At 58.8% G+C, this 22,511-nt stretch carries 22 protein-coding genes; 15 read left to right on the forward strand and 7 right to left on the reverse strand.

Annotated elements, in window-relative coordinates; translation table 11 throughout:
• Nucleotides 1-3: 3 nt before the first annotated feature.
• A complete protein-coding gene (pstB, locus tag J2T55_RS09895; RefSeq protein ID WP_259055971.1) occupies nt 4-819 on the forward strand; it encodes a phosphate ABC transporter ATP-binding protein PstB in 816 nt (271 codons plus the stop codon).
• A gap of 152 nt (nt 820-971) precedes the next feature.
• Here the strand turns inward: pstB and J2T55_RS09900 are convergent, their stop codons facing one another.
• Both J2T55_RS09900 and J2T55_RS09905 read right to left on the reverse strand, forming a co-directional pair.
• On the reverse strand, nt 972-1,235 hold the full coding sequence (locus tag J2T55_RS09900; RefSeq protein ID WP_259055972.1) for a ComEA family DNA-binding protein: 264 nt from the start codon (nt 1,233-1,235) through the stop codon (nt 972-974).
• A 206-nt stretch (nt 1,236-1,441) separates the two neighbouring features.
• A complete protein-coding gene (locus J2T55_RS09905) occupies nt 1,442-2,767 on the reverse strand; it encodes a porin (protein ID WP_259055973.1) in 1,326 nt (441 codons plus the stop codon).
• 295 nt (nt 2,768-3,062) lie between these two features.
• Between J2T55_RS09905 and phoB the strand changes: the two genes are divergently transcribed.
• From phoB to ppk1, 4 genes are all read left to right on the forward strand, one after another.
• Nucleotides 3,063-3,749 carry a phosphate regulon transcriptional regulator PhoB gene (gene phoB / locus J2T55_RS09910; protein ID WP_259056069.1) on the forward strand — a complete coding sequence of 229 codons (687 nt, stop codon included), beginning with the start codon at nt 3,063-3,065 and terminating at the stop codon, nt 3,747-3,749.
• 8 nt (nt 3,750-3,757) lie between these two features.
• Complete coding sequence (phoR, locus tag J2T55_RS09915; RefSeq protein WP_259055974.1) at nt 3,758-5,074, forward strand: phosphate regulon sensor histidine kinase PhoR; 1,317 nt, start codon at nt 3,758-3,760, stop codon at nt 5,072-5,074.
• A gap of 248 nt (nt 5,075-5,322) precedes the next feature.
• The gene (gene phoU, locus J2T55_RS09920; protein ID WP_259055975.1) at nt 5,323-6,048 is read left to right on the forward strand and encodes a phosphate signaling complex protein PhoU; all 726 of its coding nucleotides are present in this window, start codon (nt 5,323-5,325) and stop codon (nt 6,046-6,048) included.
• 53 nt (nt 6,049-6,101) lie between these two features.
• Entirely contained in the window at nt 6,102-8,171 is a 2,070-nt protein-coding gene (ppk1, locus tag J2T55_RS09925; protein WP_259055978.1) for a polyphosphate kinase 1, read from the forward strand.
• A gap of 245 nt (nt 8,172-8,416) precedes the next feature.
• Here the strand turns inward: ppk1 and ppx are convergent, their stop codons facing one another.
• Nucleotides 8,417-9,919: an exopolyphosphatase gene (gene ppx / locus J2T55_RS09930; RefSeq protein ID WP_259055979.1), complete on the reverse strand. Its 1,503-nt coding sequence runs from the start codon at nt 9,917-9,919 to the stop codon at nt 8,417-8,419.
• Nucleotides 9,920-10,005: 86 nt separating this feature from the next.
• Between ppx and J2T55_RS09935 the strand changes: the two genes are divergently transcribed.
• Nucleotides 10,006-10,524, forward strand: a complete 519-nt coding sequence (locus tag J2T55_RS09935) for a SixA phosphatase family protein (protein WP_259055981.1) — start codon at nt 10,006-10,008, stop codon at nt 10,522-10,524.
• Nucleotides 10,525-10,530: 6 nt separating this feature from the next.
• On the opposite strand, the gene J2T55_RS09940 is transcribed toward J2T55_RS09935, so the two are convergent.
• Nucleotides 10,531-11,373: a class I SAM-dependent methyltransferase gene (locus tag J2T55_RS09940; RefSeq protein WP_259055983.1), complete on the reverse strand. Its 843-nt coding sequence runs from the start codon at nt 11,371-11,373 to the stop codon at nt 10,531-10,533.
• Nucleotides 11,374-11,529: 156 nt separating this feature from the next.
• Here J2T55_RS09940 and J2T55_RS09945 point away from each other — a divergent pair, with 156 nt between their 5' ends.
• On the forward strand, nt 11,530-12,294 hold the full coding sequence (locus J2T55_RS09945; RefSeq protein ID WP_259055984.1) for a Type 1 glutamine amidotransferase-like domain-containing protein: 765 nt from the start codon (nt 11,530-11,532) through the stop codon (nt 12,292-12,294).
• A gap of 105 nt (nt 12,295-12,399) precedes the next feature.
• Here the strand turns inward: J2T55_RS09945 and groL are convergent, their stop codons facing one another.
• The 3 genes from groL to J2T55_RS09960 form a co-directional block, all read right to left on the reverse strand.
• A complete protein-coding gene (gene groL, locus J2T55_RS09950; RefSeq protein WP_259055985.1) occupies nt 12,400-14,052 on the reverse strand; it encodes a chaperonin GroEL in 1,653 nt (550 codons plus the stop codon).
• Nucleotides 14,053-14,096: 44 nt separating this feature from the next.
• Nucleotides 14,097-14,387, reverse strand: coding sequence for a co-chaperone GroES (gene groES / locus J2T55_RS09955; RefSeq protein WP_259055986.1), 291 nt, complete (start codon nt 14,385-14,387; stop codon nt 14,097-14,099).
• Between the two features lie 85 nt (nt 14,388-14,472).
• Entirely contained in the window at nt 14,473-14,964 is a 492-nt protein-coding gene (locus J2T55_RS09960) for an FxsA family protein (protein WP_259055987.1), read from the reverse strand.
• Between the two features lie 170 nt (nt 14,965-15,134).
• On the opposite strand from J2T55_RS09960, the gene cutA reads away from it, so the two are divergent.
• The 8 genes from cutA (at nt 15,135) to J2T55_RS10000 (ending at nt 22,191) form a co-directional block, all read left to right on the forward strand.
• Nucleotides 15,135-15,485 carry a divalent-cation tolerance protein CutA gene (cutA, locus tag J2T55_RS09965; protein ID WP_259055988.1) on the forward strand — a complete coding sequence of 117 codons (351 nt, stop codon included), beginning with the start codon at nt 15,135-15,137 and terminating at the stop codon, nt 15,483-15,485.
• Nucleotides 15,486-15,491: 6 nt separating this feature from the next.
• Nucleotides 15,492-17,399, forward strand: a complete 1,908-nt coding sequence (gene dsbD / locus J2T55_RS09970; protein WP_259055989.1) for a protein-disulfide reductase DsbD — start codon at nt 15,492-15,494, stop codon at nt 17,397-17,399.
• Nucleotides 17,396-17,980, forward strand: a complete 585-nt coding sequence (locus J2T55_RS09975; protein ID WP_259055990.1) for a TlpA family protein disulfide reductase — start codon at nt 17,396-17,398, stop codon at nt 17,978-17,980. The genes dsbD and J2T55_RS09975 overlap by 4 nt, the downstream gene beginning before the upstream one ends.
• Before the next feature lie 143 nt (nt 17,981-18,123).
• Complete coding sequence (gene aroQ, locus J2T55_RS09980; protein ID WP_259055991.1) at nt 18,124-18,573, forward strand: type II 3-dehydroquinate dehydratase; 450 nt, start codon at nt 18,124-18,126, stop codon at nt 18,571-18,573.
• A 57-nt stretch (nt 18,574-18,630) separates the two neighbouring features.
• Nucleotides 18,631-19,095, forward strand: a complete 465-nt coding sequence (accB, locus tag J2T55_RS09985) for an acetyl-CoA carboxylase biotin carboxyl carrier protein (RefSeq protein ID WP_259055992.1) — start codon at nt 18,631-18,633, stop codon at nt 19,093-19,095.
• 63 nt (nt 19,096-19,158) lie between these two features.
• Complete coding sequence (gene accC, locus J2T55_RS09990) at nt 19,159-20,502, forward strand: acetyl-CoA carboxylase biotin carboxylase subunit (RefSeq protein WP_259055993.1); 1,344 nt, start codon at nt 19,159-19,161, stop codon at nt 20,500-20,502.
• 15 nt (nt 20,503-20,517) lie between these two features.
• Nucleotides 20,518-21,375 (forward strand): 50S ribosomal protein L11 methyltransferase, encoded by an 858-nt coding sequence (locus J2T55_RS09995; RefSeq protein WP_259055994.1) that lies wholly within the window; start codon nt 20,518-20,520, stop codon nt 21,373-21,375.
• 21 nt (nt 21,376-21,396) lie between these two features.
• Nucleotides 21,397-22,191 (forward strand): DUF3426 domain-containing protein, encoded by a 795-nt coding sequence (locus J2T55_RS10000; protein ID WP_259055995.1) that lies wholly within the window; start codon nt 21,397-21,399, stop codon nt 22,189-22,191.
• Nucleotides 22,192-22,511: the final 320 nt, after the last annotated feature.

Consider the following 22,511-nt stretch of genomic DNA (forward strand, 5'->3'; position numbering starts at 1 on the left):
GGCATGCTCCAGACACAGACGACCGCCAAGACCGAGGAACAGCTGCAGGCAGACAAGGCCCAGCCCATCAAGGCCCGTACGCGAGGGCTAAAGCTCTGGTACGGTGATACCCAGGTACTGTTCGATGTCGACATCGACATTCTGCAAAACCGCGTTACGGCCTTCATCGGGCCCTCGGGCTGCGGCAAGTCAACGCTGTTGCGTTGCTTCAACCGCATGAACGACCTGGTGGATAACGTGCGCATCGAAGGCGGCGTCGAGGTGGACGGCCAGGATATCAACGACCCGTCCCTGGATGTCGTGTTGCTGCGTTCGCGCATCGGCATGGTCTTCCAGCATCCGAACCCGTTCCCGAAGAGTATTTACGAGAACATCGCCTACGCGCCGCGCATTCACGGTCTGGTCAATGGTCGTCGCGAGATGGACGACCTGGTCGAGCGCTCCCTGCGCCGCGCCGGCCTCTGGGACGAGGTTGCCGACCGCCTGGATACGCCTGGCACCGCCCTGTCCGGTGGCCAGCAGCAGCGCCTGTGTATCGCCCGGGCGATAGCCGTGGGCCCGGAACTGATCCTCATGGATGAGCCGGCTTCGGCGCTGGATCCGATCGCCACCGCCAAGATCGAGGATCTGATCACCGAGTTGCGCGATAACTATACTATCGCCATCGTCACGCATAATCTGCAGCAGGCCGCGCGCGTGGCCGACTATACGGCGTTCATGTACATGGGTGAACTGGTCGAATACAACGACACCAATACCCTGTTTACCAACCCGCGTGAAAAACGTACCGAGGACTACGCCACCGGCCGTTACGGCTGAGTGGCACTCCGTTCTGCCCCACATGATCAGGCCAGCCGTCCTACGCTACACGTCCGGTTTCCTGATTCGTTAAAAGTCCTGCCGCGGCAAACAAAAAGGCCGCCCGCAGGCGGCCAATGAACAAACGGGACTTGCCCGCTCAGGTGTGAACCCTATTCACCGGCAGTGAGCAGGTCACGATTCTTTTCCAGCGTCGCATCGCCGATGCCGCTGACCTCGGTGAGTTCCTCGACCGAGGTAAACTTCCCTTTCTCATCACGGTATTCGATGATGGCCGCGGCCCGGGCTTCGCCGACGCCGTTCATCTGCGCCAGCTCTTCCGCGCTGGCGGTGTTGATATTGATGCTGTCGGCAGCCATGGCCAGCAGGGGCAGGGCCAGCAGGCCGACGAGGCAGGAACGCAGTAGAGTCTTCATTAGACACCTCCATGTTGATGTTGACGGGTTCATTCATGAACCTCTGGAACCGCTGAGCATAACGTGTCAGTTCACAAGGAACATCCTCTGAATGGTGTATTTTTCAGTACCCTGTTTGTGGGAGATAGATAAGTGAGACGAAAAAAAACCCCGCCGGAGCGGGGTTTCAAGAGGGGAGGAAACAATAACTTCTTTAAATAACCGTTTTACCAGAAGACCTGGGCACGAGCCTGGAAAGCGGCCGGTTCGGCACCGTCAAAGGCACCGCCCTTGAGATCCAGGACCTGGTTGTAGTTGGCCATGAAACGGATGTTCTTGGTCGCATACCAGTTCAGGCCGACCGTTAACAGGTCCTGCTTGCCACCATTCAAGGCACCGTCATTCAGGTCCAGGCTGCTGTAACGCGCAGCAACTTCCCAGGCACCGATGCCACCCTTGCCGACCGTGGTGCTCGGCGAGACCTTGTCGAAGTCACCCGGCCCGAAGTCGTAGGGACGATGGTCGTCGGTCAGGAAGAACGAGCCGGTCAGGTAAAAGCCATCGAAATCAGCGTCTTCAAAGCCATTGTCGCGATTGACGTCGGCCATGATGTATTCACCCTGCAGCGATAAGCGGTCCCAGACACCGGCGGCTTCCAGGCCGTAACGCGTGACATCATCGGTGTTCGTCAAGTCAGCGGTATCGACTAGGCGGGTGCCCGACACGTGGGTCTCGAAACGGTCACGGAAGCGCACCGTATTGTTCGAATTGGTATTGCGCTGGGATACAGCGGCGCCCAGATGGACAACCCGGCCTGCTTCGTGGATCGGCGAGAATGTGACACGGCCGGTCACACCATAACTGGTGCCGTCGTCGCCGCTGCCGCTTTCAATACCATCACCGAATACGCCGCCGGAAAGTGTCACCTGGTCGGCGAAACTGGTGTAGCCGGCGATACCCAGATTACGGCTGGGTGCAAATGCATTGACCGGCGTGGAGCGTTGCATGAAGGTGATGTACTTGGAACTGGTCAGCTCTTCCAGGCTGAACGGTTCCTTGAAGTTGCCGACCTTGACCTTGAAGTTTTCAAAGCCGCTGTAGTCAATGTAGGCGTCCTTGATTTCAGCACCGCCGGCAAAATCGACCTGCAGCTTCATGCCCCAGACATCATAGAACTTGCCGCTCATGTTCAGACGGGCACGGCGAAGCTCATGGCCATCGCTGAGACCGGGCACTTCCATGCCGGAGCTGTCCGTATCGTTATCATAGATGGCGTAGTCGGCCATGATACGACCACCGATACCCCACTCCCAGTTACCATCGGCTGATTTGACAGCAAATTTTTCCTTGGTGGTGATTTTGACTTTTTCGCTATCCGCTTTCTCGGACTTGGCTTTCAGTTCCTCGTATTTCTCCTGACTGATGTCCCCCTTGGAACGCAGAATCTCGAGGATCTCCATGGTTGCTTCATCAGCATGAGCCGGCACGGTGAGTAGAGACAGTCCGCCCAGCAGTGCCGATCCGCACAGTACATTCAATTTGGTACGGGTCACGATGTATCTCCTAACATGTTAGTGGTGAAACTTGCGTGGCCTACGTGGCCCTCCCCATCTGTAAGGACCCGCAAGCGTGTTGCGACTTAACAACGCTGTCGCAATTTAATCAGCGACTGTTTCACACCAATGAAAGCCTCGTGACGGCTGGGTTAAGAAAATATGACGATTCCGTGACACTCTGCGGGAGCCGGTTTTCCGGGGTCTGCAGGAGAGCTGGCTTATCATGACCGTCATATAGTTGTAATATGGACGTTGTTAAATAGCGCCCATGCTGGAAGCAAACAACGACACCATGAAGTCGAAAATCCTCATCATCGAGGACGAATCCGCTATTCGCGAGATGCTGGGCTACACCCTGGTCAAGGAGGGGTTCAGCTTTGATGAGGCCGCGGATGTGGACGAGGCCCGTTCATTGATGGGCAGAAACAAGCCGGACCTTATCCTGCTCGACTGGATGCTGCCCGGCGTCAGTGGTATCGACTACGCTCGGCGTATCCGCAACGACCCGGATACCCGCGATATCCCGATTATCATGCTGACGGCGCGTGGCGGCGAGGGCGACAAGATCAAGGGGCTGGATACCGGCGCCGATGACTATGTCACCAAGCCGTTTTCCACCAAGGAGCTGCTGTCGCGTATCAAGGCGGTGCTCAGGCGCACGACCCAGGCCGGTGACGAAGGCTCTATCGAGGTCAACGGCCTGATGCTGGACCCGGAGACCTACCGGGTGACCGCGAATGGTCAGCCGATCGAGATCAGTCCGACCGAGTTTCGCCTGCTGCAGTTTTTCATCACTCACCCGGAACGGGTCTACAGCCGAACCCAACTGCTCGACCAGGTCTGGGGCCAGAATATCTATGTCGAGGAGCGGACTGTGGACGTGCATATCCGCCGTTTGCGCAAGACCCTGGCGCCTTACCAGTTTGACAATTATATCCAGACGGTCCGCAGTGTCGGTTACCGCTTCTCACCCCAATAATCTGTCCTATGGAAGAGGATATATGGCGTCTCGCCGGGTTGATTGCCGCCGGGATACTGATTGGTTTAGTGTTCGGACATCCGGCGCTGGGGCTGGCCACCGGCTTGGCGATCTACTGTTACCTGCTGGTACGCAATAATCGCAGATTGTTTGAATGGCTGCATCGTCACAGTGACGAGCCCGCACCGCAGCTGACCGGTTATCCTGACAGGATACTCGCCGAGATCGAGTCGCTGCGCCGTCACCATCGTCAGCGCGAGGACAAACTCGGCCAGTTCCTCAAGCGCTTTCAGGAAGCCACCTCGGCATTGCCCGATGCCATCATGATCCTGAACCAGGACGATCAGATCGAGTGGGCCAACCAGGCCGCAGTCAACTATCTTGGTATCCACTGGCCACAGGACAGTGGTCAGCGACTTGCCAACCTGATTCGTCATCCGAAGCTCATAAAGTACCTCAAGGAACAGGGGCAAAGCGGGGATACGAGTGGTGTCACATTGCCTTCCCCGGAAGATGACAAGCTGCAAATCGAGTACCGCGTGATACCGTATGGTGACAACCTGCGTCTGCTGGTTGCCCGCGATGTTACCCAGATTCAGCAAATCAACCAGATGCGCCGCGATTTTATCGCCAATGCATCGCATGAATTGCGCACTCCATTAACCGTCATTGCCGGTTACCTGGAATCACTGGAAGGCGATTTGGACTCCAGCGCGGCCGATCTACAACCTCAGATCAGGCAAATGCGGCAACAGACCAGCCGTATGCAGACCCTGATTGAAGATCTGTTGATGCTGTCGACACTGGAAAGCCGCAGCAATAAGCAACCGCAGGAACCCGTGGCAGTCGCCGATATATTGACAAGTATCTACAAGGAGGCAACGGCGCTGAGCGGTGAAAAGAATCACATGTTTGCCCTTGATATCGATCACGAATTGCTTGTTCGCGGTAGTCACAAGGAACTCTATAGTGCATTCTCCAACCTGGTTGTTAATGCTGTTTTGTATACGCCTGCCAAGGGCATTATCCGGATTCGCTGGTATGAGGATGACAAGGGTGCACACATGAAAGTCAGCGATACCGGCGACGGCATCGCGCCGGAGCATATACCGCGGCTGACCGAACGTTTTTATCGTGTGGACAGAGGCCGCTCGCGCGAAAGCGGCGGAACGGGCCTGGGTCTGGCTATTGTGAAACATATCATGCAGCGCCATCATGGCCTGCTGAACATTGAAAGTGAACTGGGCAAAGGGAGCATATTCCGGTGTGATTTTCCGCCGGACCTGCTAGTGCGCAAATCCGACGACACGGCAACCAGTCAGTGATTGCCGGTACAGGTTGACAGCCGGATCGTCCCGGATGACGTAACCCGTGTGTCATAAAGGTTCAATACACTGGCGCGGACGATAGTCGAATGCAGTATGGCTGCTGCAGGATATGGCATATATACGGGCTTGTGGTCAGCATGGACTTGCCCGTTCCGTAAAGCCCCAACTGATCTATAATGAATATGTGGTCGGACAGGCTTAATCGGCCACCGGCTGCCGTAAACAATTTCGAGAGATTCAATCATATGAGTAACAACAGCGTGACGCCGCATATCTCCAAGGCTTTTGACAAGGATCTGGAAAATATACGTACACGTGTGCTGGAAATGGGTGGTTTGGTTGAACAGCAGCTTCTCAATGCATTGAAATCTCTGGTAGATAGCGATCTGGAACTTGCAGAAGGTGTGCTCGAGACTGAATACCGCATCAATTCCATGGAAGTATCGATTGATGAGGACTGCACCAAGATCCTTGCGCGTCGGCAGCCGGCGGCGGGCGACCTGCGGCTGGTTCTGGCGGTTAGCAAAACTATTACTGATCTGGAACGCGTTGGCGATGAGGCGCAAAAGATTGCCAAGATGGCAATTGATCTGTCGCAGAAACAAGGACCAAAGTCCTACTATATCGGCATTAATTCGATGGGTAATCACGTCTGCAAGATGCTGCGCGGTGCGCTGGATGCGTTTGCCCGCATGGATTCAAGAGCCGCGCTGGAAGTCGCCGGACGTGAACCGGAATCCGATGATCAATATGCTGCCCTACTGCGCCAGATGATTACCTATATGATCGAGGACCCGCGCAGCATAACCTCGGTCATTGATGCCATCTGGTGTGCACGCTCGCTGGAAAGAGTCGGCGACCATGCCCGTAATATTTGCGAGTACGTGATTTATTTTGTTGAGGGCAAGGATGTTCGTCATATCAGTCTGGAAGAGATGGCCCGCGAGGTAAATTCCGATTCAAAGTCCTGATGGCAGACTGTACCATGTCATGACTATATTCGACTCGTAACAAGTGATTGTTGATGGAAGCAGTTAATCTCAAGCAGCCCGAACTCTATATCAACCGCGAGTTGAGCCTGCTCGAATTCAATCGGCGAGTGCTCGAACAAGCCAAGGACGAGTCGGTGCCATTGCTGGAGCGTCTACGCTTTCTCTGCATCTCCAGTACGAATCTCGATGAATTCTTCGAGATTCGCGCCGCGGGGGTACACCAACAGGTCAAATACGGATCGGTACAGGCCGGTCCTGACAACATGACGCCCCACGAAATCCTCAAGCGTATCAGCCAGACGGCCCATGAGCTGGTTGATGAGCAGTATCAGGTATTGAATGACACGCTTATTCCTGCATTGAAGGAAGAGCAAATCCGGTTGCTGCGCCGTAGTGAATGGAATGCAGCCATGTCGCGTTGGATACGACGCTACTTTCGCCAGGAAGTGCTGCCGGTTCTGAGCCCTATCGGCCTCGATCCTGCGCATCCGTTTCCGCGGGTCCTGAACAAGAATCTCTATTTCATTGTATCGCTGGAAGGCAAGGATGCCTTTGGCCGTGAAAGCGGTCTGGCCATCGTTCAGGCGCCGCGTTCGCTGCCGCGACTGGTACACGCACCTTCGGAGCATAGTGGCGGCCCACATGACTTCATACTGTTGTCGTCGATCATTCATGCCAACGTCGCTGATCTTTTTCCCGGCATGAAACCGACAGGCTGTTACCAGTTTCGTGTAACACGTAACAGCGACCTGTTCGTTGACGAGGAAGAAGTCGACAATCTGCTGCGGGCGCTGGAGGGTGAGCTGCCGTCACGCCGATTCAGCGATGCGGTGCGTCTGGAAGTGGCCGACAACTGTCCGACGGATGTCAGTCAGTTTTTACTCCAGCAGTTCCACCTGGGCGAGGACGATCTGTATCAGGTGAACGGCCCGGTTAATCTCAGTCGTTTGCTGCAGATACCGGAGCTGGTGGATCGCGCCGACCTTATATATCCCAGCTTCACCCCGGAGCTGCCGCCACGGTTGTCCAAAAGCAGCAATATTTTTGATACCTTGCGCAATGGCGATATCCTGCTGCATCATCCATTTCAATCGTTCGCGCCAATTATCGATTTCGTTCGTCAGGCTGCAGCGGATACCAATGTATTGTCCATCAAGCAGACACTCTATAGAACAGGCGATGATTCTGCGTTGGTAGAGGCACTCAAGGATGCCGCGCGCGCCGGCAAGGAAGTGACCGTTGTTATCGAGCTGCGGGCCCGCTTCGATGAGCAGGCGAATATAGAACTGGCCAGTGACCTGCAGGAAGTCGGTGCGCATGTGGTTTATGGTGTGGTCGGGTACAAGACCCACGCCAAGATGATCCTGGTAATCAGGCGCGAGGGGCGCAAGTTACGGCGCTATGTGCACCTGGGTACCGGCAATTATCACGCCCGTACCGCCAGAATTTACAGTGACTACGGTTTGCTCAGCTGCGACCAGGTGATTGGCGAGGATGTGAACAAGCTGTTCCATCAGCTCACCGGGCTCGGACGCGCCAGCAAGTTGAAGAAACTGTTGCAGTCGCCTTTCACCCTGCACAAGCAAATGCTTGAATTGATCAAGCGCGAGGCCCAGGAAGCCGAGGCCGGTCGTGAGGCACGCGTTATAGCGAAGATGAACGCGCTGACCGACCAGCAGATTATTCAGGCCCTTTACGAGGCCTCAATGGCTGGTGTCAAGATCGATTTGATCATTCGCGGCATCTGCTGTCTGCGTCCCGGTGTGCCCGGCGTTTCGGAAAACATACACGTGCGTTCCATTGTCGGCCGTTTCCTGGAACATACGCGGGTGTTTTATTTCTATCATGCCGGTGATGAACTGTTGTACTGCTCCAGTGCCGACTGGATGGAGCGCAACCTGTTTCGCCGGGTGGAAACCTGTTTCCCGATCGAGGAAAAGCGCCCGCGCGATCAGATCATCAATTTCAGTCTCCATGCCTATCTGTCTGACAATATCAATGCTTGGATTCTGCAGTCTGACGGGAGTTACAGGCGTGTCCGCCAGGGCAACCAGAAGCCGCGTTCGGCCCAGCAGACACTGCTGGATCATTACTGTGGTTGATTGGTGACTGGTGATTAGTGATTGGCAAGATCAGGTTTTCGTGCGAGCGCATCAACCAATAGCGCGAAGCGAACTTTGTACCTTCCCCATCAAGGGGATATAGAATGTAGGAGCGGCGACTCCGCCGCGAAGTAAAGGTTTAGATATCACGGCATAATCGGTTTTCTATTCGGCCCGAGGTCGGGCCTCCTACGGATGTGGTTCACTGGTTAAAACGATGGCGGTGACACTTTTTCAATCACCAATCACCTAAAGGTCAGCGCATAGCCTGCCGCCTGCAGGTAACCGGCCTCAGTCTCCAGGTCGGCACCGGTCAGCGGGTGAGCTTCCAGCCAGCCGTCGGGAAAGACAATTTCGATGTTCCTGTCATTGACCGTCAGCTGAAAGGACGGCAATTCGGCAGAGGTGCGGCTGCGATTCAGTACGATGGCTAGACGCAACAGGATGCATAAAAGCAGGATGCGGTCGGTGCCATTATCGGGCAGGTTATCGAAATCCGAGCTGCTGATTTTGCGCCGGTGATTGCGGATCAGCGTGGCGACGTAATGCTGCTCCTGGCGTGAGAAGCCGGGTAGATCGGAGTTGTGAACGAGATAGGCGCCGTGTTTCTGGTAGCCGCTATGGGCGATGGCCTGACCTATCTCATGGAGACGTGCGGCCCACGATAGCAGGGATTGTTCATGGTGGTCAGCACTGTCACTGCTGGACTCGTTGATTTTCTCGAGACAATAGCGGGCGGTTTGTTCAATACGTGTAGCATGTTCGATATCAACGCTGTAACGCTGCTGTAGATCAGCGACTGTTTGTTCACGCACATCCCGCTGCTGATCGCGGCCGATCAATTCATGCAACAGTCCCTCGCGCAGGGCCCCATCGGACACCGCCATCTCGCCGATACCGAGTGCCTCGAACAGGGCGCTCAACACGGCAACGCCGCCGGCGAACACGGGTTTGCGGTTGCTCGACAGGCCATCAAGCTTGATATTGTCAATTTCCCCGGCCCTGACGAGTACCTCGCGCAATTGCTCCAGTCCCGCCGGCGTGATGCCGCCCTGGGTCCAGCCCTGGGCATTGAGAACCTTGTTGATACTGAGGATTGTCCCGGAAGCACCGATCGCCGATTCCCAGCCAGTACGTCGATAGGGTGTCTCTATGGCTTCCAGTTCCTGGCGTGCAAACAGGATCGCCTTGCGCATGCGTTTGGCGTTAATCTTGCCATCTGCAAAAAACTGGTGGGTCATGCTGACACAGCCCATGTACAGGCTTTCGGTCAGTTGCGGCTGGAAGTCACGGCCAATGATGACTTCGGTACTGCCGCCGCCGATGTCCACCACCAGTCGTTGCTCACCTTCCTTGAAGACCGTATGGGCAACCCCCAGATAGATTAAGCGCGCCTCTTCGCGGCCGGCAATGATTTCGATACGATGACCAAGCGCATGCCGTGCCCGGCTGAGAAAAGCGGCGCTGTTGCGCGCCTGGCGCAGGGTGTTGGTACCGACCGCGCGTACGTGACGGCTCGGCATTTCGCTGATGCGCTGGCCGAAACGTTCCAGGCAGGCGATGGTACGCTCGACTGTCGCGTCATCGAGGTTACGCTGTTCGTCGAGGCCGTCAGCAAGGCGCACCATTTCCTTCATGCGGTCGACGATCTGGACACGTCCGTCTGCATACTTGGCGACGACCATATGAAAGCTGTTCGAGCCCAGATCGACGGCGGCAAAAAACGGCGATTCGCTGTTGCTTGTCATAGTTATCGGCTGGTTGCAGGCGACGACGAGATTACGTGGAAACAGCTACGGAGTAAACTGCGATCCACACTGTTGGGGATATACTGATGACCGCACATACGAAAACACTGATTATTATGCGCCATGGCAAGTCCGACTGGAACAGCGGTGTCTCCAGGGACTTTGATCGGCCGCTGAACGATCGTGGCAGCAAGGATGTTCCGCGTATGGCGAAGTGGTTGCATACTCAGAAGCTGTTACCGCAACGCTTGATCAGCTCGCCGGCCAGACGCGCGGCAGACACCGCGAAGCTGATTGCTGAAAACAGCGGTTTGGGTCAGGAAGCCATTGTCCATGACGAGGCGATTTATGAGGCCGGCCGCGAAGATCTGTGCGCCGTCCTTGCGCGACATGCGGGCGACTCGAGCTGCCTGTTGCTGGTTGGGCATAATCCGGCGCTGGATGATTTGCTGGAGTATCTGGTCAGCGGTCGCCTGCCACTGACCGCTGGCGGCAAACTGATGACCACGGCGGCAGTCGCCGTGCTTGAGTGTGCTGACTGGCAGCTGCCCCGGGGCAGCTGCCAGTTGCGACATTTGCAAAGACCCAGGGATCTCGAGGACTGAAGGCGGTTACTTCTCCGCGACGATATAGGCCAGCCAGCCAGCGTCAGCGTCACCTTCCTCGGCCGGGTAAAACTCGCCGTCGCCTTCCTCGGTTTCCTCGTCCTCGCCCTGCCAGTAGACGGTCGCCTTGCTGAAACCGGCCTCGAGAAGTAGCTCGCGGATCTCCGGCAGGCTCCACAGCCGCCATTCGTAGCTGAAAGCCTTCTCCAGTTTCGAGCCGTCTTTCATCTTGAAATGAATATGACAGCGCATGTGGTTATTGATCGGATTGAAGTAGGCCTGTTCCCAGATATAGGTATGATTCTTGAACTTGGTGCGCTCCTTGAGGACCCGCGGTGCCTCGTAGCCACCAAAGGCGTCGAGAAACAGGATGCCGTCATCGGCGAGTGTGGCCCGGACGCGCTCGAAATAGTTGCGCAATACAGGGCGATCCTCGAACAGCCAGTAGCTGAAGTTCATCGCCAGGACGATGTCCATGACGCCCGTCTCGACCTCGAGCACGTCCTCATTGCGTAGCTCGATGCGCTTGGCCTGGGCCGGCTTCAGTTCGCCGACCTTGTGCTTACGGCCCCATTCCAGCACCTCGGTGTCGAGATCGACACCGACGGCATGGTTGGTATTCCTTCGGCGCACCCACTCACAGGAGGTGTTGGCGGTACCGCAGAAGTCCTCGCGCAGCTGTTTGGCGGTACGGCCGCGTAACTCGGTAAAGGTTGCATCGACAAAATCGATCTCGGCCTCGACGCATTGTACGGATTCTTCGTACAGTACGTGGCGATCGGCCTGTTCCGCCATTGTGGGCTTGTTCTGCTTTTTATTCTTGCTCTTGTCTTTGTTCTTGGACGACATTCACCGGACTCCTTGCGGCTGCTAGTATAGCTTGGCATTAGAATGGGTTTGTGAGTATCGACGGATTATACCCTGTTCAGCAGCGGAAGGCTTTTCTGGTCTGCGTTCTGTAACAATCGGGTAACAGGCCATTGAACAAAGATGACAGGATCGAATGTGAATAGACGAATCATATCCATCGGTGGTGGCCGGCTACGCGCCAGCGGCCGGCAGCGAGCGCAGACGACAGCGATCGATGAAGCCGTCGTCCGGGCTACCGGCAAGCGCCGGCCGCGCGCCCTGTTTATACCCACCGCCAGTCTCGATGACAGCGATTACTGCGAGGCTTTTCGCCGGCAGTACGGTGATGAACTGGGCTGCCGGATCGATATGCTATTGCTCTACCAGGACCGCCCGGCCAGGAAGCGTATACGGGAGAAAATCCTCGACGCGGATATCATCTATGTCGGCGGCGGCAACACGCTGCGCATGATGAAGCTGTGGCGCAGCCTCGGCGTTGACCGTTATCTCGACCAGGCACGCCGGCGCGGTGCTATACAGGCGGGCTTGAGTGCCGGTGCCATCTGCTGGTTTCGGTATGGCAACAGTGACTCGCGCTTTTACAGCAACCCCGATGAAGCCGCGTTGATTCGCGTGCAAGGCCTGCACTTCGTCAACGCCCTGTGCTGTCCGCATTACGATGCCGAGGCCAATCGCGCGCCCGCGCTCAAGATGATGATGCGGCGTACCCCGGGTGTCGCCGTGGCGCTGGATAACTGTGCGGCGATCGAGATCGATAATGACCGTTACCGCGCACTGACCAGCAAGCGCGGTGCACATGCCTATCGCATCTGCTGGTCGGCAGGTCACTACTACAAGGAAAAACTGAGCCGGGACTGGCAGCCGCTGACAACTTTTCTGGACAAGCGGCAGCGGCTATAAGGCATTGACTGTTCGAGTGACGAGAAACGTAAAATAAAAAAAGCCCCGCACGGAGGCGGGGCTTTTGCTTGCAGCCTGAAGGCTGAACGGGCGTCAGGCCGGCATTTACATCATGCCGCCCATGCCACCCATACCACCCATGCCGCCCATATCGGGGGCACCGGCGCCTTCGCCTTCTTCCTTCGGCAGTTCGGCGATCATCGCCTCGGTCGTGATCATCAGACCGGCAATGGATACGGCGTTCTGCAACGCGGTACGCGTAACCTTGGTCGGGTCGATGATGCCGAGCTTCAGCATGTCGCCCATCTCGCCGGTCGAGGCGTCGTAACCCTGCGAGTCCTTGGCTTCACGGACCTGGTTGACGACCACCGACGGTTCGCCACCGGCATTCTGCACGATCTGGCGCAGCGGCTCCTCGATGGCGCGGCGGACGATGCTGATACCGGCCGTCTGTTCCTCGTTGTCGCCCTTGAGTTTTTCAATGGCAGTCAACACGCGGATCAGGGCGACACCGCCACCCGGTACGACGCCTTCTTCCACCGCCGCACGCGTGGCGTGCAGGGCGTCCTCGACGCGTGCCTTCTTCTCCTTCATCTCGAACTCGGTCGCGGCACCCACCTTGATCACCGCAACGCCGCCGGACAGCTTGGCAACGCGCTCCTGCAGCTTCTCCTTGTCGTAGTCCGAGGTCGATTCCTCGATCTGCTTGCGGATCTGGCCGACGCGTTCCTCGATGTGCTGGTTGTTGCCGGCACCGTCGATAATGGTCGTGTCGTCCTTGCTGATCTGCACCTTCTTGGCTTGGCCGAGATCCTCAAGCTGGGCCTTCTCCAGCGTCAGACCGACTTCCTCGGAAATGACGTTACCGCCGGTGAGCACGGCGATGTCCTGCAGCATGGCCTTGCGACGGTCACCAAAGCCCGGCGCCTTGACGGCGGCGACCTTGACGATACCGCGCAGGTTGTTGACCACCAGCGTCGCCAGCGCCTCACCCTCGATGTCCTCGGCAATGATCATCAGCGGCTTGCTGGACTTGGCGACGGATTCGAGGATCGGCAGCAGATCACGAATGTTCGAGATCTTCTTGTCGACCATCAGGATGTAGGGGTCATCCAGCTCGACGCTCATGGACTGCTGGTTGTTGATGAAATACGGCGACAGGTAGCCGCGGTCGAACTGCATGCCCTCGACCACTTCCAGCTCGTTATCCAGACCCGAGCCTTCCTCGACCGTGATCACGCCTTCCTTGCCTACTTTGTCCATCGCGTCGGCGATGATGTTGCCGACATCGTGGTCGGAATTGGCCGAGATCGTGCCGACCTGGGCAATGCCCTTGGAGTCTTCGCACGGCTTCGACAGCTTCTTCAGTTCTGCGACAGCTTCGCGAACGGCCTTGTCCATGCCGCGCTTGACTTCCATCGGGCTCATGCCGGCGGCGACCGTCTTCATGCCTTCGGCAAACATCGACTGGGCCAGCACGGTGGCGGTGGTCGTGCCGTCACCGGCGACGTCGGAGGTCTTGGAAGCGACCTCTTTCACCATCTGCGCACCCATGTTCTCGAACTTGTCTTTCAGCTCGATTTCCTTGGCCACGGACACGCCGTCCTTGGTCACCGTCGGCGAACCGAAGCTCTTGTCCAGAACCACGTTACGGCCGCGCGGGCCGAGCGTCACCTTGACGGCGTTGGCGAGGGTGTTGACACCCTGCAGGATACGCTGGCGCGCATCGTCACTGAATTTAATTTCTTTTGCACTCATGACTAATTAACTCCTGATTTCTATATGTCGCGGTTTCGTGTTGTTCAGTCTTCGATGATGGCCATGACGTCTTCTTCGCGCAGCACCAGGTAGTCGTCCGCGCCGACCTTGACCTCGGTACCGGAATACTTGCCGAACAGCACCTTGTCGCCCTTCTTGACGTCGAGGGCGCGGGTTTCGCCATTGTCGAGCACCTTGCCATTGCCCACGGCGATGACTTCACCCTTGATGGGCTTCTCGGCGGCACTGTCCGGGATCACGATACCGCCGGCACTGGTGCGTTCTTCTTCGAAGCGTTTGATGATAATGCGGTCATGAAGTGGACGTATATTCATGAAAAATCTCCCATTTTTGTCCGTAGTTTGGATGACGCCGGGGGCGCCGATTCTGAAATTTGTTAGCACTCAGTGCTTTTGAGTGCTAATTATAGTTTTCCCTGTCGCGGCCTTTCAACCCGGGATATTCATTGCCCTGGCCGCTGCCAGCGTCGGTATCAACCACCTCACCGTTGATGATGACGGTGGTGCGGCTGTTGCCGCCGCGGCGGTGGCGGCGGGCCAGGTGATACAGCAGGCGGACCGCCAGCGGCCGGCGCAGCGCTGGCACCAGCAGCAGGAACCCGGCGGCATCGGTGAAAAAGCCCGGCGTCAGCAGCAGCACGGCGGCCACCAGCAGCATCAGGCCCTCGACCATGTCGGTGGCCGGGATCTCGTCACGGTTCAGCTTGTCACGGATTCGGGTCAGGGTCGTGACACCCTGCAGGCGGATCAGGGTGACGCCGATGACGGCGGTCAGAATGATCAGGCCGATGGTCGGCAGCGCGCCGATAACACCGCCGATCTGGATGAACAGACCGATTTCCACCAGCGGGACAACGATGAAAATCAGTAGCAGGAGGACGGACGGGTGCATCTATTCGCTCCGGAAGTGGTCACAAGGGCGTAAATTTTGGAATGAATGGCGCGGGATTGTACGAAAACAACCACAAGCTTATGTCTTGAACATTGATATGCGGGTTAAAATATCGTTTTCAAGGCCGGTCAGGGACGATCGTGTAATATTCATTGTAGCAAGAGAGTTCTATGACCCAGCTAACGACCGAGAATTCAGACTACTTACTGGTAATGACAACCACGCCTGGCAGTATCACGGCCAAAAAGGTCGCCAATGAGCTCGTTGAAAAGGGCGTCGCCTCGTGCGTGCAGGTGTTGCCACAGATGTATTCGGTCTTCCGCTGGAAAGGCCGCGTCGAACATGAGGATGAACACCTGCTCCTGATCAAGACCGCTGCCGCCAGCTACTCGGCGGTGGAAGCCATCATCAAGGAGCAGCACCCCTACGAAGTGCCCGAGATCGTCGCCGTGCCCATCGTCGGTGGCCTGACCGAGTATCTCGGCTGGATCAGCCAGACCGCCGTCAGCAGCGACAAGTAGCCGCGCATGAAGCCTTTATTCAGTCACTTGTTATGGCTGGCGCTGCTGGTCGCGCCGCTGGCCGGGGCCGGCGAGAATTCGCTGGCCGAGCGGGTCGGCGGACTGTTCAGCGGCGCCGGCGGCGGCGATGATATCCTCGACCCGGACGACGCCTTCCGCCTCAGTGTTGACGAGAGCAACCCGGCGCGGCTGGAACTGAGCTGGGAAATCGCCGACGGTTACTATCTCTACCACGACAAGTTCGCCGTCACGGCAGCGACTGACGCGATCAGTGTCGGTGAGCTGCGGATTCCGGACGGGCAGATCGAGTCCGACCCGACATTCGGCGACGTCGAGGTTCACTACGACGCGGTGACGATCAGCGCCGCACTTACGCGCGCCGCCGCCGACCCCGGCCAGTTCGACCTCGAAGTACGCTACCAGGGCTGCAAGAAAGACTCGGTGTGTTACCCGCCACAGACCAAAAATGTGCCGCTGGCGCTGGCGGCCGTGGCCAGCCCGGACGTAGCGGATTCAGCAGTGGACGATGCTGAGCCGACGGCGGAGGACGGCGCAGACCGCGCACCCGCGTCAGCCCAGGATACGATCACTGAGCGCCTGACCAGCGGTGGTCTGCTGGCCAGCATTGTCGCATTCTTCGGTTTCGGCCTGCTGCTGTCGCTGACTCCGTGCGTGTTCCCGATGATCCCGATCCTGTCCGGCCTGATCGTTGGCCAAGCCGGTCACGGGGGTCATGGCGGCAGGTCGATCAGCGCCGGCAGCGGCCTGCTGCTGTCGCTGGCTTACGTGCTGGCCATGGCCCTGACCTATGCCGTGCTCGGTGTCATCGCCGGGTCGTTCCATTTCAACCTGCAGGCGGCGTCGCAGAATCCCGCGGTGCTGCTGGCTTTTGCCGGCGTGTTCGTGCTGCTGGCGTTGTCGATGTTCGGCTTCTACGAACTGCAGCTGCCAGCAGCCTGGCAATCGCGGCTGCACTCCGTCGGCAGCCGCCGCGGCGGCAGTCTGCTCGGTGCCGCCGGCATGGGCGCGGTCTCCGCGATCATCGTCGGTCCCTGTGTGGCACCGCCGCTGGCCGGTGCGCTGCTTTACATCAGCCAGACCGGCGACGCGCTGCTCGGTGGCATGGCGCTGTTTGCCATGGGGCTCGGCTTTGGCGTGCCGTTGCTGGTCATCGGCACTTCGGCCGGCAGCCTGCTGCCGGCGGCCGGCGCCTGGATGGAAACCATCAAAAGGATCTTCGGTGTCGTCATGCTGGGCGTGGCCGTCTGGTTCCTGGAGCGCATCCTGCCGGGCGGTGTCAGCCTGATGCTGTGGGCCGGATTGCTGATCGTGACCGCGGTCTACATGGGTGCGCTCGACAGTCTCGGCGCCGATGCCCGCTGGCGCCGGTTATGGAAGGGACTCGGCCTGGTCTTACTGTTCTACGGCCTGATCCTTATCATCGGGGCCGTCAGCGGTGGTAAGGACCCGCTGCGGCCGCTGGCCGACTCGCGACTGTTGAGCCAGTCGGCGCCGGCGTCAGCGACAGACACCGCCGCGGCCGGCGGCGAATTGCCGTTCACAATGGTCAAGACGGTTGCCGATGTGCGCAGCGAACTGCGCGATGCTGCGCTCGAGGGTCGGCCGGTGATGCTGGATTTCTATGCCGACTGGTGCGTGGTCTGCCAGGAGCTGGAGGAATACACCTTCCGCGACCCGGCTGTGCACCGGGCGCTGGCGGACTTCGTCGTGCTCAAGGCGGACGTCACCGCCAACGACGCGGCGGACCGCGAACTGCTGCAGCACTACGAGCTGTTCGGGCCGCCGGCTATGCTGTTTTTCAGTGACGGCGAGGAGGTGCGGCCGCTACGGCTGGTCGGTTTCATCGACGCCGAGGACTTTGTCGAACATATCGGTAGAATGCCCCAATCATGAATAATCTGTTATTGACCCTGTTGGCCGTTATTATCACGGCCAGCGCTGCCGCTGGCGGTTACTGGCTACAGCAGACTAGTGACGGCACGGCTGACGACCCCGCGCCGGCGTCGCAGTCGGCGGACGCGGCACCGGATCACGAAAGCATCATCGGTCAACGGCGGCCGACATTCTCGCTGCCCGGCATGGCCGGCGAACAACGCGCGATCAGCGACTGGGACGGCGACATCCTGGCGATTAACTTCTGGGCGACCTGGTGCCAGCCGTGCAAGGAGGAGGTGCCGGAGTTCGTCGAACTGCAGGAAAAATACCGCGATCAGGGCGTCACGTTTATTGGCGTTGCCATCGACGAACAGGCGCCGGTAAGCGAGTTCATGGCGCGCTACGATATGAACTATCCGGTATTGATCGGCGAACAGGCAGCCATCGACGCCGCCAAGGCCTACGGCAACCGCATCGGCGCGCTGCCGTATACCGCCTTCGTCGACCGCGACGGCAAGGTTGTCCACGTCCACCGCGGCCGCCTGCCCCTGGAGGAAGCCGACACTGTTATTAGTAAGCTGGTGGGTGCCTCGGGATGAATATGCCCCGTCGAACCTGTTGATAAAGTCTGCTAACATGCCGGCACTTGTGGGCAACCATCAATAAATGACAAGTACTGGCGACTCCAGGGGCTGCTGAACGCTGCCCCGGGCGGTACCAGACGGCACAACGACGCACAAATATGGCACGCATCCTCGTCCTGCACGGACCCAATCTAAACATGCTCGGCGAACGCGAGCCGGAGGTCTACGGCCACGATACGCTGGATGACATCAATCGCCGTCTGCGTCAGGCGGCCACGGACAGTGGCCATACACTGGACTGTTTTCAGAGCAACGCCGAAAGTGATCTGATCGATCACATCCAGGCCGCGCGCAAGGAAGGCGTCGGCTTCATTCTCTTTAATCCCGGCGCCTTCACGCATACCAGCATCGCGCTGCGCGATGCACTGCTCGCGGTCGCGATTCCGTTCATCGAGGTACACTTGTCGAATGTCTTTGCCCGCGAGGCGTTTCGCCGCCACTCCTACCTGTCGGATATCGCCGTGGCCGTGGTCAGCGGATTGGGCGCGCAGGGGTATGAACTGGCTCTGACAGCAGCCATCCAGCGGCTCGAAGATACCAGCGGGTAGTGTCAGCCGGGCTGCCGAAAAACGATTACAACAACAGAACATAATCCGGGTAAGGCTATGGATATACGCAAGGTCAAAAAACTGATCGAATTGCTGGAAGAATCGGGGATCGCTGAAATCGAGATCCACGAGGGCGAGGAGAGCGTGCGCATCAGTCGCCAGGGCAGCAGTCAGCCGGCGCCGGTGGGCTACTACCACGCGCCGGCACAGCAGGAGGCGCCGGCGGCACCAGCAGCACCCGCGGCAGCGGAGACCGAATCCGCCGCGCCGGTCGAGGAAGGCCACATTATAAACGCGCCGATGGTCGGCACGTTTTATAGCAGCCCGTCGCCGGGCAGTCCCGCCTTTGTCGATGTCGGCCAGCCGGTCGCCGCCGGTGAAGTGATCTGTATCATCGAGGCGATGAAGATTATGAACCAGATCGAGTGCGAGATTAACGGCACCGTGTCGAAGGTTCTGGTCGAGAACGGCGAGCCGGTTGAGTACGGTCAGCCGATGTTCGTCATCAAGCCGGCCAGCTAACTTAAACATGAGCGAACGGCGGGCAGTCTCCGGGCCCGGCCGTTAACAAACCTGAATCTGACTATGTTCGATAAAGTTGTGATTGCCAACCGCGGCGAAATTGCCCTGCGCATACTGCGCAGCTGCCGCGAACTGGGCATTAGGACCGTGGCGGTTTATTCACAGGCGGATCGCGATCAGAAGCATGTGCTGCTGGCGGATGAGTCGGTGTGTATTGGCCCGGCGTCATCAACCGAAAGTTACCTGAGTATTCCGGCAGTGATCAGCGCCGCCGAAGTAACCGACGCGGTCGCCATCCATCCGGGCTACGGCTTCCTGTCGGAAAATGCCGACTTTGCCGAGCGCGTCGAGGAAAGCGGTTTTGTCTTTATTGGCCCGCGTGCCGAAACGATCCGGCTGATGGGCGACAAGGTCTCGGCCATCAAGGCGATGAAAGAGGCGGGCGTGCCCTGTGTGCCGGGCTCGGATGGGCCGTTGGGCGAGGATCCCGACGAGAATATCCGCATTGCCCGTGAGATCGGTTACCCGGTCATGATCAAGGCTTCCGGCGGCGGTGGCGGTCGCGGCATGCGCGTCATTCATGCCGAGGCCAGCCTGCTGAACGCGATTTCGCTGACCAAGAACGAGGCGCAACAGGCGTTCGGCAACAGCGCCGTGTACATGGAGAAGTATCTCGAACACCCGCGTCACATCGAGATCCAGGTGCTGGCCGATACTCACGGCAACATCATTCATCTCGGCGAGCGTGACTGCTCTATGCAGCGCCGCAACCAGAAGGTGATCGAGGAATGTCCGGCGCCCGGCCTGACTGACAAGGAACGCAAGAAGATCGGCGAACGCTGTATCGAGGCCTGCAAGCGCATCAACTATCGCGGTGCCGGCACCTTCGAGTTCCTGTATGAAAACGGCGAGTTCTTCTTCATCGAGATGAATACCCGCGTTCAGGTCGAGCATCCGGTCACCGAGATGGTCAGCGGCGTCGATATCGTCAAGGAACAGCTGCGTATTGCCGCTGGCGAGAAGCTGACCTACAAGCAGAGCGATATCGTCATGCGCGGTCACGCGATCGAATGCCGCCTGAATGCCGAGGACCCGGAAACGTTCGCGCCCTGCCCGGGTACGATCAAGCATTATCATCCGGCCGGCGGCCCCGGTATTCGTATCGATACGCACATCTATCAGGGCTACACCGTGCCGCCGTACTATGACTCGATGATCGGCAAGCTCATCGCCTGTGCCGAGACGCGTGAGCTGGCCCTGGCACGCTTGCGCCAGGCGCTGGCCGAAGTGGTGATCGACGGCATCAAGACCAACATCCCGCTGCACCAGAAGCTGGTCGAAGACGCCGCGTTCATCCGTGGCGGTACCGATATTCATTACCTGGAACACAAATTCGGTCTACGCTGATCGTGTGATGACATCATGAGCGCGACACCCGACGTTGCCTGGCAGCAACTGACCCTGGATTGTGGCCTTGACGCCGCCGAACAGGTGGCCGCATTGCTCGATTTGGCCGAACCGGCCAGCGTCAGCTTCCCCGAGCCGCCGCCCGGGCGGCAACTGCTGCAGGCACTGTTCCCGGCCGGGCAAACGCTGGATCATCTAACCACTCTGCTGGCGTCGGTGGGCGATTGCCACTGGCAGCTGGAGCAAGTCGCCGATGAGGACTGGCTGGCGGTCAGCCGGGCCAGCTGGTCGCCACAGGATCTCGGCCATGGTGTCTGGATCGGTCCCGGCTGGTGCGAACCGCCGACCGAAGTGCGCCTGTACCTGCGCATCGATCCGGGCCAGGCGTTTGGTACCGGCCAGCACCCGACCACGCGACTCTGCCTCGGCTGGTTGATCGACCACGCCGACGAACTGCCGACCAGCGTTATCGACTATGGCTGTGGCACCGGCGTGCTGGCGATTGCCGCTGCCCGCCTCGGCGCCGGCCGTATTGTCGCCACCGACATCGACCCGTTGTCGCTGACCGCCACCGGCGACAATGCCATGGAGAACGGTGTGCCGGACCAGGTGATTCTGGTCTCGCCGGCCGAGCTGACCCGGCAGCGGGCCGAACTCGTGCTCGCCAATATCCTGCTGCGGCCATTGCTGGCGCTGGCGCCACGGCTCGCCGATCTGGTTGAGCCGGGTGGCCGCATTGTCCTGTCGGGCATCATGCACGACCAGGTCGAGCGTTGTCGCGATGCCTACGCCGGCTGGTTCGAGTTCGAAACGCCCCGCCTTGAGGGCGACTGGGCCCTACTGGTGGGCCGGCGGCACCACGATGCCGACTGAAGCGGGTATGACGGCGCGCTGATGTATACTCGCTGCCCCACCTGCCAGACCCAGTTCCGCGTGCGCGCCACGCAGCTTAGTGCCGCTGCCGGCCGGGTTCGCTGCGGTGCCTGCGGCGAGGCGTTCGATGCAGTCAGCCGGTTGACCGATACGCCGCAACCGGCGCCGCTGCGTTCAGAGGAAGCCGCCGGCGTTACTGCACAGGCGGCCGGCGAACCGCTGCGCGGTGATGCGGCGCGGGCACAGGACAGCGACCCTGGCCGGCCGGCTGCGGATTTCGATAACCAGACGCCGCTGCGCGAAGTGCAACCGGACTGGCTGGAAGAGGAGGTCACGCACCGGCCACGGCATCGCGGGCGCTGGCTGGTTATTGCCGTGCTGCTGGTCGCCGTTGCCCTGGCGCAGGCGGCATGGTTTTACCGCGATATGCTTTATGAACGTTTTCCGCAGTTGTTGCCATGGGCGCAGGAACTCTGCGCGCGCATCGATTGCCAGGTCTATCGCCAGCGCCTGTTGTCGGAATTCGAATTGCTCAATCGCGATGTGCGCGTGCATCCGGTCTACCAAGATGCGTTGCTGGTCAACGCCACCATCGCCCACCACGCCGGTCGGCGCCAGCCCTACCCGCGTCTGCAGCTGGCACTGTTCGACACCGAGGGTCAACCGCTGGCCTATCGCGAGTTCGCGCCCGAGGATTATCTCGACAGCAGCCTGCCGGTCAGTACCGGTATGCCCTCAAACACGCCGGTTCACCTGGTGCTGGAACTCAGTGGCCCGGCCGCGGGTGCGGTCAGTTTCGAGTTCGGTTTCCTTTAGTCGCTGAGGGCGGCTGTCACCGCTGCCTTTAACAATCTGCTCAGGTTTGTGAACTAAGCGTCGGTATTCACATGTGAATTATCTTGACCCACGGTCAATGCCTGCATCATGTGACTGAATTCCGCCTGCATCGGCTTTCATCGACGCCTGATCCCCGGTATGATTTTCAGCCCTTCCCGAACGGGTCCCGGATTGCCTGCAAGGCGACCCGGCCATTGAGTCGATCGCTGTCGGGACGAACTGTCGCGGCGCTTTTTGGGGAGCCGCAGCCGACTGCGGAGCGGTGATAACAACAACACCGCGGTCGGACTTCAATCATT

Origin of the sequence: Methylohalomonas lacus (assembly GCF_024808875.1) — a bacterium.
In the GTDB taxonomy this organism is placed as follows: Bacteria; Pseudomonadota; Gammaproteobacteria; order Methylohalomonadales; family Methylohalomonadaceae; genus Methylohalomonas; species Methylohalomonas lacus.

Coding starts and splice junctions, on each gene's coding strand:
- pstB (WP_259055971.1), top strand. CDS start 4: ATGCTCCAGACACAGACGACCGCCAAGACCGAGGAACAGCTGCAGGCA.
- J2T55_RS09900 (WP_259055972.1), bottom strand. CDS start 1,235: ATGAAGACTCTACTGCGTTCCTGCCTCGTCGGCCTGCTGGCCCTGCCC.
- phoB (WP_259056069.1), top strand. CDS start 3,063: ATGAAGTCGAAAATCCTCATCATCGAGGACGAATCCGCTATTCGCGAG.
- phoR (WP_259055974.1), top strand. CDS start 3,758: ATGGAAGAGGATATATGGCGTCTCGCCGGGTTGATTGCCGCCGGGATA.
- phoU (WP_259055975.1), top strand. CDS start 5,323: ATGAGTAACAACAGCGTGACGCCGCATATCTCCAAGGCTTTTGACAAG.
- ppk1 (WP_259055978.1), top strand. CDS start 6,102: ATGGAAGCAGTTAATCTCAAGCAGCCCGAACTCTATATCAACCGCGAG.
- ppx (WP_259055979.1), bottom strand. CDS start 9,919: ATGACAAGCAACAGCGAATCGCCGTTTTTTGCCGCCGTCGATCTGGGC.
- J2T55_RS09935 (WP_259055981.1), top strand. CDS start 10,006: ATGACCGCACATACGAAAACACTGATTATTATGCGCCATGGCAAGTCC.
- J2T55_RS09940 (WP_259055983.1), bottom strand. CDS start 11,373: ATGTCGTCCAAGAACAAAGACAAGAGCAAGAATAAAAAGCAGAACAAG.
- groL (WP_259055985.1), bottom strand. CDS start 14,052: ATGAGTGCAAAAGAAATTAAATTCAGTGACGATGCGCGCCAGCGTATC.
- groES (WP_259055986.1), bottom strand. CDS start 14,387: ATGAATATACGTCCACTTCATGACCGCATTATCATCAAACGCTTCGAA.
- J2T55_RS09960 (WP_259055987.1), bottom strand. CDS start 14,964: ATGCACCCGTCCGTCCTCCTGCTACTGATTTTCATCGTTGTCCCGCTG.
- cutA (WP_259055988.1), top strand. CDS start 15,135: ATGACCCAGCTAACGACCGAGAATTCAGACTACTTACTGGTAATGACA.
- dsbD (WP_259055989.1), top strand. CDS start 15,492: ATGAAGCCTTTATTCAGTCACTTGTTATGGCTGGCGCTGCTGGTCGCG.
- J2T55_RS09975 (WP_259055990.1), top strand. CDS start 17,396: ATGAATAATCTGTTATTGACCCTGTTGGCCGTTATTATCACGGCCAGC.
- aroQ (WP_259055991.1), top strand. CDS start 18,124: ATGGCACGCATCCTCGTCCTGCACGGACCCAATCTAAACATGCTCGGC.
- accB (WP_259055992.1), top strand. CDS start 18,631: ATGGATATACGCAAGGTCAAAAAACTGATCGAATTGCTGGAAGAATCG.
- accC (WP_259055993.1), top strand. CDS start 19,159: ATGTTCGATAAAGTTGTGATTGCCAACCGCGGCGAAATTGCCCTGCGC.
- J2T55_RS09995 (WP_259055994.1), top strand. CDS start 20,518: ATGAGCGCGACACCCGACGTTGCCTGGCAGCAACTGACCCTGGATTGT.
- J2T55_RS10000 (WP_259055995.1), top strand. CDS start 21,397: ATGTATACTCGCTGCCCCACCTGCCAGACCCAGTTCCGCGTGCGCGCC.